5 protein-coding genes are annotated in these 7,857 nt (G+C 44.6%); all 5 read right to left on the minus strand.

The window, feature by feature from the left end:
- Positions 1-246: 246 nt before the first annotated feature.
- Positions 247-1,020: an META domain-containing protein gene (locus C5S62_RS07165; RefSeq protein WP_104404703.1), complete on the minus strand. Its 774-nt coding sequence runs from the start codon at positions 1,018-1,020 to the stop codon at positions 247-249.
- A 48-nt stretch (positions 1,021-1,068) separates the two neighbouring features.
- Entirely contained in the window at positions 1,069-2,658 is a 1,590-nt protein-coding gene (locus tag C5S62_RS07170; protein WP_104404704.1) for an OmpP1/FadL family transporter, read from the minus strand.
- A 44-nt stretch (positions 2,659-2,702) separates the two neighbouring features.
- On the minus strand, positions 2,703-3,659 hold the full coding sequence (locus C5S62_RS07175; RefSeq protein WP_133159532.1) for a hypothetical protein: 957 nt from the start codon (positions 3,657-3,659) through the stop codon (positions 2,703-2,705).
- Between the two features lie 638 nt (positions 3,660-4,297).
- Positions 4,298-5,149 carry a glucosaminidase domain-containing protein gene (locus C5S62_RS07180; protein ID WP_371411194.1) on the minus strand — a complete coding sequence of 284 codons (852 nt, stop codon included), beginning with the start codon at positions 5,147-5,149 and terminating at the stop codon, positions 4,298-4,300.
- A 127-nt stretch (positions 5,150-5,276) separates the two neighbouring features.
- Positions 5,277-7,220 (minus strand): DNA primase, encoded by a 1,944-nt coding sequence (dnaG, locus tag C5S62_RS07185; protein ID WP_104404707.1) that lies wholly within the window; start codon positions 7,218-7,220, stop codon positions 5,277-5,279.
- Between the last annotated feature and the right edge of the window lie 637 nt (positions 7,221-7,857).

The raw sequence follows: 7,857 nt of genomic DNA on the forward strand, positions 1-7,857 counted from the left end.
CCCGTGACCCCATGCGTGACAGGCATGTATTCTAACCAACTGAACTAACGCACCTTTAGGGGTTTATATTGCCATCTCTCGATTGCGAGTGCAAAGGTACTACTTTTTTTGAAACTGACAAATTTTCCGAACACTTTTTTACTTATTTTCCTTCAAAAAAAGGAAATTTCTTTTTATTCATCGGTAAATCAAGCCATTTCCCACCTCTTTTTATGATGCAAATAAACCTCTAAACAAAAATTATCCTCATTTGCTCTTCCGAAGAATCACAAGAGTTTCATTATTTCCGTCAAAAAGACGCAACTCATTATTAAAGAACTTTACTTTTTTTGCCTTAGCCAAGTTTTCAAGCAAAGCCTGTTCGTAAGTATTATCCTCACAAAGCATGCGTGTTGTACCCAGTTGGGAAAAATCAGCCTTACCGGATTTAAACTCCTCAAAATTCAGAGTTCCCACAAGACGATTACAGCCTGCAAAACCGTAGATACGTTTCTCTTTGATATCAAAACCGACAAAAGGTTTCTCACCATCCTGCTTATAACCATCGGTGCCTTTATTTAAGGTGATCATCCACTCTCCGCCCAGTCTTTCATCTGTCAATTCACGAGGAGCAAACTCCAGCACTGTTTTTCCAGCTTCATTTTTCAAACGGAAACCATCTTTTGCAGAATCAATAGACTTGACCTGCCGCAATGCAGCCATGAAGTCCGTTTCATATTTACTATCAGGACACATCATCATGGTGCTGGCTAATTTAGAAAAATCCACCTTTTTATTGTCTTTCACCGGGAAACCTCCCGTCAGGCGGTTACATCCTGTAAATCCCCACATTTTTTCTTTGTCAAAACCAAGATAGGGAGTATCATCGGCAGGCACAACAGCCTTACCATCCATCAGAACCACATCCCATTCCTTACCTAAGGACTGTTCACCCGTCAATACTTCTGGTGAGAAACTACTACAAGCCCCGAACAATAATAAGGGGAACAACATCGCCCCCTTCATTAAAAGTTTATTCATATATCAACACGTTAGTTAAATAAATTAATCGTTCACCTGTGTCTGAATTTAAAATTTATATCCCAAAGTCAGCATCACATTATGCCTGTTTAAATCTACGGTTTTAGCAGACAAGCGATTTCGGTCGGCATCATCTCCCAAATGAAAAGTATAAAGATCGCCTTTCTGTATTTGATACTGATAAGCCATATCGGCATAGAAATGCTTACCGCGTAATCCGAAGCCCAGCGTAGCGCGGTTTATAGCACCAAGATTCACATAATCCGTATTATTACTATAATAGTAAGACGGACTGGCGGTAAACAAATTCAGATATGCGTCCTTTTTAAAAGGTGCTGAAACATAATTATATCCGGCACGGACATAAGCGCCCTTGGCAACTCTCAGTTCTGCACCAAGACGAACCGTACTGACACCATTCATAAAACGCTTGGCCTCGTCGCTCAAAGCCCTGTCTTTTTCGCCACCGGTATAGTAATAATAAGAATCGTAAGAGGGGTAACGTACCTGAGCCGAAGAGTAGTTGCTATATTCATACTCTGCATTAAGCGCCAGATAATTTCCTACAGTTGTGGCCATGCTAAAATTGAAACGCCAGGGAGTTCGAAGATTATATTCATTCTCACCCGGATCCAAACCAGCCTCCGTATAAGGGATATCGTTGCCGCCATTATCAACATGGCTGAACGGAGATTTCATATACAAATACTGCGAGGAGGTCAGATTATAGAAAGTAGGCGTATGAACCGCAAATCCCAACCGGAGGGGAGACTCCTCAACCGGACGGATAATGACACCCAACTTCAAGTCATAACCAGTACCGGTAAGTGCCTCCTCATTTGTGGTATAGTATTCATGAAGAGAGTTGTCAGCCGGATTTATTATCATTTCAGAATAGTCGGTATAACTATGTACATTCACATTGTGAACGCCGAAAGTCAGACCTGCATAAATCCGATCCTTCCAGTTCATTGACAAGTTGAAATCATACTGCTGAATGCCTCCCCACTGTACACGCTTATAATTATAATGATCGGCATCTACCGGAAGATATCCGGTAACCTTTCCGTCTGCATCGGTCTGCATCTCCAGCATTTGGGTGTCATATCCCAGCAATGTGAGAGGTGTGGTATATTCACGGTCATCATCCTTGGACAAATCGAGCCAGCCGGTATTGACATAACTCAAGTCCATCATTTGCCAACTCTGAGACAGTCCGCCGGTAGAAACATTATCCGCTCCGATAAAATTTTTCATATTACGGCGCTTATGATAGTTAAAGCCAAAGTTGACGAATTTCAACCCGTCACCCCCCATCGGAGCAGAATAAACGAAGCCAAGCTGATCGAAAGAAGCACGCGCCTTATTGATGTCGAAAAACTCACGTGCGTTGGGCTGAACGCCAACGCTTCCGGTCAAAGCGACATCACTGCGCCGATACAATCCCATACCAGCAGGATTGGTGCCCATTGTTGAAATGTCGGCTCCCAAACCGCTCATGGCGCCGCCCATACCGACAAAACGGGCCGTACCGTTCAAATCCTCACCGGAGAACATCTCCATCTTATATATATCTTGTGCTTGAAGCGGTAAACTGACAGCCAAAAGGCCGGGCACCATCCATTTCAAAGTTTTCATAACGTATATAATTATATTTGTCTGTTACTATTTTAAAGGCAAAATTAACGGCGTCCGCGACTGCCGCCACCACCATAGGAGCGACTGCCCCCACTGCCATAATTGCGTGAAGGAGAGCTTATCGTGCCACTGCTACCGCTGCTGCGTGACGGAGCGCTGTAAGAACGTGTTGAGGTGCCACTGCCTGTACTACGTGAAGAGTTGTTGTAATTACGCGTAGGCCGTGAGGACGTTCCCACACTGCCATTGCCGTAATCGCGGGAACTTGAAGAGGAATTACCGAAACTGCGAGAAGGGCGTCCGGTTGTGCCGGATCCACGCGACGGACGAGAATAATCATAATTACGTGACGGGCGGTTTACACCTCCTCTATTATTAGAAGCATAACCACGCGACGGCCGATAATTGGTCACGCGACGGCCGGTATCCCGAGGCCGCACACTGCCGTTCCAAACCGGATGATAATGCCCTCCCCATCCCCAGGCATAATCATACCAGGGATAATGATGCCAGGAATGCCAATAAGGTCCCATACCCCAGCCATACCAACCGCCATACCAGCCATAATACCAGGAAGGATAGAACCACGAATGATAATAGAACGGCGAGAACCAAGGGTCATACCAGTAATCATAAACATCGATATAATAGGGACTGCTGACGTAAACGCCTATACTCGGAGAGTGGAACCTCACAATACGCGAAGTATAAGTACCGGCAGCGTTTTCTTCCGCTGAAAAAGCCGAAACGCTATCAGCATTCCCGCCACGGCGATTGTAGGCGTCCACATCCATGCTACGGTTGTCACGGCCTTCAGCCCAATTATCATAACTATAAACTTCGGTCTCTCCCGTAGCACCATAAGAAGAACGGGAAGCCACCTTTGCGCGCGTCTCTGCCTTAGCCGACTTTGACGGAACAAAATAGACATCGTCATCCTGAGCTAAACCGGAGTAACTCATGACCAATGCCAACAGCAAAAAAACAGAAAACCTTTTCATAATGTCATCATGTATATTAATCAGGACATATTATCCTAGGGCAAAGATACTGAAAAATCATTATAAGAAAGACATGAAAACGAAGTAAAAAAAGTCTTTCCTATTGTTTTTATATTGTTTTACACCTCCTTAAAGTCTCTTTAGACTTCACAAATGCTCTGTTGTCCCTTCGCTGCTTCACCTGCAGATAAAGCAATAAGACACCTTTTGTGACATTAGAACAAAACATTTCATACAGGCAGCAACACATAAGTTATACTGCGGATAGACAATGGGATAGCCTTTAGACTTTAACATATTTAACTTTCATACACACTTTCAGAGCATGTTTTCCATCTCAAAACGTTATTTTTCCAAAAAGTCCGTACTGAAAAATCAACACGAATACTTGGAATTTTTATTCCGATACGGAGATTTTAAACAAAATCAGTCCTTTTTTTCCTTTAAAAACCCATGATAAATACGTAAAAAGCGGAACATTCCACATGAATGTCCCGCTTCGCTATTGCAAATATACGACTTTTTTTCGCCAAAAGCAAATAGTGTTAAAATAGGTACACCGTTACGGTCAGCCGAGGATTAAAAGTATCAAGGTGTCTGTAAACAAAGGCTACATTCTCCTATCTGAAAGTCCCGGACTATCTGATCAGCAGACGCATACCTTCATGTGGAACATCATTCGCCGACAGGCCGTTAAGTTTATACAAGGTGGACATTTTCATTCCATACATCTGAGCCACACGGTGAATGGACTCCCCGGCTTTCAGCACATGATATACTCCCTTTAAAGTTCTGGCGGCCTTAGTTCTCTTTTTTTCCATATAGACGATATCGCCGGGCTGCAACTTCATCTTTTTAGGCACTTCGTTGTAACGGCGCAACTTCCGCTCACTCACTCCGGCCCACTTCCCTATCGAGGCATAAGTATCCCCCCATCGGGCAACTACATAATAATTGCCATTGCATCGCATCACCAACGGGCCATTCTGAGCCAGGCTTCCGCCAGCTCCTGTCTGGCCCACGGAATTTCCTCCGGCCATATCCCATTTGTCCAGCCCGCCTTTCAAATCAAAACGATGAAGGTCATACCGTTCAATCAATGAGATGAGCAATGAAGCATACTGAGGATTTGTGGCATATCCCGCTGCCTTCAATCCCTTGGCCCATCCCTTATAATCAGTCCGCCTCAAAGTAAACAACGAAGCATAGCGCCCGCGTCTGGCCAAGAACAAGGAATGGTCTTCATAGGACTCTTCCACACTACGATAAACCCTGAAACGCTCATCCCGCGCATCGTCATCTTTCAAAACGTAAGGTCCGGTCCATGAATCACCTGTTTTTATTCCGAAATGATTATTAGCCTTCACTGCCAGAAAACTCCTTCCGGCACCACTCTCCAACAAGCCCTGCGCCAAAGTTATGCTGGCAGGAATGCCATATTTGTCCATCTGCTCCACGGCTAATTTCTTATAATTTTCTATATAAGCCAAATACGCATTGTTTTGCGCCAGTGCAGAACAGACCAGCACCAAACAAAGAAGTAACGAAAACAACTTTTTTCTCATGATAAAAAAACTTAACTATAACTCCTTGAAACGGACATCCATCAACAAGATTCTAAACAGTAGTAAGTACACGGTCGCCCAAAGCTTGGGCAAACTGACGCTCCACTTCACTCAAATCCTTATAACGCAGCATAATCTCCAAATACCGGTCAGTGTCGGCCATAACCTCCGGCCGGCTCAGCTGTTGCAACAAATCTATCATTTCCTCGCGGATCAACCGATATTTAAAATCATGTATCAGGCGTGGTATCAAATCCAGAAGCCGCTCCTCATCCGGCACAAAACCTTGCTGCTGGCTTTGACAAAGCACATAGCGGTCTGCCCCGAAGCGGGCGGCCAAACTGCTGATCTCCGCTTCAGGATGCATCATAAAATATTGTAAGCTTGACATTCCTTCCGCCATGCACTTCTCGCAAGCCTCTTCCAGTATCCGGCGGTACAAGGAGGAACTGAACCGAACATTATCTGCCGCAAAATCAGCCGCTACATACTGAGCGACCGTCACATCAGACTCATTGCCATTCTCGTCGGGCAATGAAGCAAAAAAATTGGCTCCATAACGAATAATGGCCTCAATGAGCAAATCCTCTTCCTTCTTGCTTTCATCGCCCGCAGCCTGAATCATTGTCCGCACCGCCTCATTCTGCCCGGCTGTACTTTTCGGTTCCTCTTTCGGCCCCTGACCCTCTCTACGGTTCCTCAAGACCTTATTGACCTCACTGGCCACCAGTTGTTCACTGACTGACAACAAATGTGCGCACTCTCTTACGTACATCTGCCGCACTATTCCCTGAGGAATTACAGCAATGCTGTTTACCACATCCTGAAGCAGTTCGGCACGCTTGATAGGATCATCGCCGGCATCCCCCAGCAATAAATTGGTCTTGAACTTAATGAAGTCGACCTGATTGGCATCGATATAAGCCTGATACTCCTCCGCACTATGCTTACGGGCAAAGCTATCGGGATCATCACCGTCCGGCAACAGCAACACCTTAATGTTCATGCCCTCCGAAAGCAACATGTCAATACCACGCAGACTGGCTTTAATTCCGGCACTGTCGCCATCATACAGTACCGTTATATTATCCGTAAAACGATGCAACAGCCTGATTTGTCCTTCTGTCAGCGAAGTTCCGCTGGATGAGACCACATTCTCAATTCCGTTCTGATGCATCGAAATGACATCAGTATATCCCTCAACCAAATAGCAGCGGTTCTGCTTGACAATGGCATGTTTGGCCAAATAAAGACCATAAAGCTCATGGCTTTTGCTGTAAATCTCCGACTCCGGCGAATTGACATATTTGGCAACTTTTTTCTCCGATGACAATATACGCCCGCCAAAGGCCACGACCTTGCCGGAAACCGTATGCACGGGAAAAATGACACGTCCATGATAGCGGTCTAACAAACGGCCGTCGTCTGTACGGAAACAAAGGCCTGTCTTCACCAGATATTCCTGATTGAACCCTTTGGCAACAGCAGCTTTTGCCAAAGCGTCTTTTTCAGGCAGACAAAAACCGAGTTGGAATTTCCGGATAATATCATCACGGAAACCACGCTGGCGAAAATAAGCCATACCAACGGCCACACCATCCACATGATTACGCAAAAGATTGGAAAAATAATCGCGCGCCCATTCATTCAATACGAACATGCTCTCGCGCTCCGTTGCCGAACGTTTTTCATCATCCGTCAACTCTTTTTCCTCTATCTCTATTCCATATTTCTTACCCAGCCATCTAATAGCTTCCGGATAGGACATCTGCTCATGTTCCATGATGAAATGAACCACATTGCCTCCCTTTCCGCAAGAAAAGCATTTGCACAACTGCTTGGAAGGTGAGACAGTGAAACTTGGCGTCTTATCATCATGAAACGGACATAACCCTTTATAATTAACTCCGGCTTTACGAAGAGTCACGAACTCTTTTACCACGTCCACAATGTCCGCGGCATCCATTATCCGTTGTATGGTATTTCTGTCTATCATAAATTATGATGCAAAAATATATAAAAACCACAATAAACAAGACAGAAGTCAAAAACAAATCATTCCGACACGTTAAAATAAAACCCTTTAAACGTCAACATCTCACAATTGTGATATAAATAAAACTATCGGGTGGAGGACAAACCATCAAGCACATCTTACATCACTAAAAAAACGATTCAACCGCTATCTTTTAAAAAATCTCCGTATATTTGCAACTGCTTCACTCACGCCATACCTACCCGAAAGGGAACGGAACATCAAGCGGAGGAGAAGCGCTACATTTTTGGAATGCGTTTACCAACGCTTTGTTTTTGGTCGTTAGAACCTAGGAAATTCAAACGTAGAATCAAAAAACATCGCAGAAGTAGATGCTACGGGTAGGTATATACCGTCCCCGACAGTGTGCAGAGGGCTTATTATGTCCTCCGGCACACTTTCAGGTATGTATAGTTATACCAACGGCGTGGGTGTCTTTATTCTGTTCTGTTCATTCTACAGGTTTTCCTAGGACCTTAACGACGAACAAGCAGGAGTCAGATACCCCGCTTTCTTCTTATGTAGATATAACCATTACATTGTAGTTAAGGTAGGGGTCAAGCCGAAATTCCGGTGCATTTGTTAAAATTCGGGAGCT

Origin of the sequence: Prevotella sp. MGM2 (genome assembly GCF_002933955.1) — a bacterium.
Taxonomy (GTDB): domain Bacteria; phylum Bacteroidota; class Bacteroidia; order Bacteroidales; family Bacteroidaceae; genus Alloprevotella.